Source organism: Chamaesiphon sp. (assembly GCF_041737865.1).
In the GTDB taxonomy this organism is placed as follows: Bacteria; Cyanobacteriota; Cyanobacteriia; order Cyanobacteriales; family Chamaesiphonaceae; genus Chamaesiphon.
In genome coordinates, this window is sequence record NZ_JBGSQZ010000317.1 from 1 (window position 1) to 2,897 (window position 2,897).

Sequence of the window (2,897 nt, forward strand, 5' to 3'; positions counted from 1 at the left end):
TCAAGGGTGTCTGTTCTACAAATTTTTCAAAGATGTCACTAATCATCTTTAATTCCCTCTCTGCTTAGGTTTTTAGCTTTTGAATAAAATTATACTCGGCTTTTTGCCCCATAGTACAACAGCTCACCTTAACAGGGGTAGAACCAAAGGCATAAGCTTGTGGTGTAAATTCTCCCAGTCTTCTGTCTGCTGCCAGTGCGTCCATTAAGTAGCGCAGTACAGGATCGTTGATCCTATATCCCACGAAGCAAACAATAAAATTCTGAAACAGATCGCTGACGAATCGGGCTGCCCACCGCTCGGTTAGATAGGCTAATCCAAAATCACCACTGGTTATTACTAACTGATTGAGCGCGTGTTCTTCTATCTCTGTTGGCAACAACCCATGAAGATAGACTAAACCATTCCATCGACTGTTTTTTGGGATGGGCAAACAGGGTGCATTGTACTCAGTAATGGATAACTTATGGTGCGATATCAAGTGATTGAAAATGCGATCGAAATTAGTAGTGACAAGACGCAACGCACCATCCCTACTGCGTGCTAGATCTAATAAAGCCGCATGGGTAGTAGTAGCTCCCTCTTTCTCTAGATTGGGTTTCAGAGATTCTGCCAGAGCTTTTCTCACTGTCAATCGTTGACCGGGAACTCGTCTTTCTAGTAAGTCTAGTGTAGTGTCATATTGCCAACGTTTGTAGGCTTCTGCCTCAGTTTTGCTTTGTACTGTGCCAACGCTTTTATAAATTTCATCAACTAGTCCTTCAAACAGCGGTAAGCCTGCGGGATAAGAAATTCCTGCACCACAGAAGAAGACAACACGACCTTCTTCATGTGCATGTAGGAGTGCATTTGGAATATCGGGGCCATTTGGTACAAATTGCATCGTTAAGTATTAGCGACCGCCTTGGTGGTGCGTTTCGCGATCGGGGGATTATTACAGGATAGATGGTATGGGGCGGTTCTAGAAACAAGGAATTAACTATTTCAAAGATTGAAAATAAAATAGTTGTATTCACACCATACCAACTAAAAAGTTGTGTTACTCTGGGAGAGAGCGCAGCTTTGTTGTCATGTTTGATGGAGAACTAACTGAATGCCCCCATTTACAGAGAGCGGCTACCCTTCCACCTGGAATTTGGGCAATGAGTTGGGTAGATTTTTGGGAGCGATACGGGTACAACTCCCGGCGCGTCAACCTCTTGTCTGGCTTGATGTTTGCACTCAAACTACTCGTTCGCTCTAATTGTCAGACCATCTACATCGGCGGTAGTTTTATCACCAATAAGGAACGACCCAACGACATCGACGGCTGTTTTGACGGGATGGGAATCGATATCGGTATGCTAGATCCGGTTTTTCAAGATATCGACGAACAACATGCCCGCTTTGGCTGCGAGTTACGGATGGATTTCATGTCGGCATTTCAGGGCTTTTTGCAAAAAAATCGCGATGGAGAGCCAATCGGGATTGTAGAGATCGATCTGAGCAGTTTCGATCCAACCAGGTAAAAAAGAAAGAGCAAGGGTTCAAATCCCCATCTTAAAAACCTAATTATCAATTATCAATTATCAATTAATTTAATCATGATCCAGAACGAACACCAATATAAAGTTACCAAAGGCGAGATCGATAAGCTGCAACAAGTTATCGATAAATTGCTAGAACAACAAAATATCCCGCCCAGCCAATTAGCAGCGATGCAAAACAGCTTTCAGACGCAAATCGATCGAATGCAGATGGAAATCCAAGCATATGACGATCTCAAAGCGGGGAAGGTTGAAATTACAATGGGTGCGATCGAAGATCTACCCAAAGTCTTAATTCAAAAACGGATCGGTTTGGGCATGACTCAAAAAGAGCTAGCCGCCAAACTAGGTATCAAAGAACAAATGGTACAAAGATACGAAGCTAGCAGTTATGAATCGATCGGCTTCCAACGATTAACGGAAGTCTGGAATGCTCTGTCTGCATCAATTCCAAACGTGACAGTTACCTAAATTCTAAATCGCACGATTGTTGTCGGACGAGGCGCAAGCTTGGCACTACCGACCGACACGCTAAACATAACGATCGCGATCTGCTTCCAATTTTTGAGAATCCTCGGATTTCGAGCAGTGGGAGGAGCATTGCTTCGATTTGCTCGGTTCCGCAGAGAGGAATTAGATTATGGTGGATTGGTTGGATTACACTTAATTATTGGAATCAGCCAATTTTTGTGGATCGCTTGATGGCAAATCGAGATCGTAGACCCGATCGTATCTAAGGAAGATTGAAGATATTGAAACAGCAAAATACCCAAACAGCGATCGCTAATAAAATTAAAAAGTGGTTGGAAACAGCTCAAGAACTCAGCAGCGAGCAATTTAGATTTGCCATCCCCATCACTCGATTGACTAGCATCAAAAGCCTGTGTCAGGATGAAGTTGCCGCCGCACAATTTGGGCTTTATTTAGCCAAAATATTACAAGCGCAAATGCAAGCAGAGTCATGTCCCAGTCATTTGAGTCCATCTGAATGGGAGATTCACACGACTGTCGTTGCTAATGCCGTAACAGAGATGGAACGCTACATCGAAAACCCTCTCCCTGAAGGCAAGCAATCCCTCCAGCAATGACTAAAGCAGATCGATGAGTTACAGGGCAAGGATTTTCGCAACGTTCACTGGACTACCGTGCATTTTGTTAAGAGTGGTAACTTACTCAAACTAGAATATGCAATTCGCTGTTTTACAGATCGAGATTTTCCTTAGTATGCTTATAACCTGAGTTCGATGAGACATAGCCTCCTCAAACTTAGACAGGACAACAAATATAGGTGTTAAGCCGATTTCATCTAAATTTTGAAATGGTAAAACTGACCATTAAAAGGATTAATAGTTGAAAATATTAAGTTAAATT

General features: G+C 42.8%; 3 protein-coding genes and 1 pseudogene. 3 read left to right on the forward strand and 1 reads right to left on the reverse strand.

What is annotated here, in order from left to right; translation table 11 throughout:
• Positions 1–142: 142 nt before the first annotated feature.
• Positions 143–883 (reverse strand): annotated as a pseudogene (locus ACEW9J_RS24680) (SIR2 family protein); the annotation flags it as partial.
• Between the two features lie 187 nt (positions 884–1,070).
• On the opposite strand from ACEW9J_RS24680, the gene ACEW9J_RS24685 reads away from it, so the two are divergent.
• From ACEW9J_RS24685 to ACEW9J_RS24695, 3 genes are all read left to right on the forward strand, one after another.
• Entirely contained in the window at positions 1,071–1,508 is a 438-nt protein-coding gene (locus ACEW9J_RS24685; protein WP_373547719.1) for a hypothetical protein, read from the forward strand.
• Positions 1,509–1,583: 75 nt separating this feature from the next.
• Positions 1,584–1,997, forward strand: coding sequence for a multiprotein-bridging factor 1 family protein (locus ACEW9J_RS24690; RefSeq protein WP_373547720.1), 414 nt, complete (start codon positions 1,584–1,586; stop codon positions 1,995–1,997).
• A gap of 281 nt (positions 1,998–2,278) precedes the next feature.
• Complete coding sequence (locus ACEW9J_RS24695) at positions 2,279–2,614, forward strand: hypothetical protein (RefSeq protein ID WP_373547721.1); 336 nt, start codon at positions 2,279–2,281, stop codon at positions 2,612–2,614.
• Positions 2,615–2,897 lie beyond the last annotated feature (283 nt).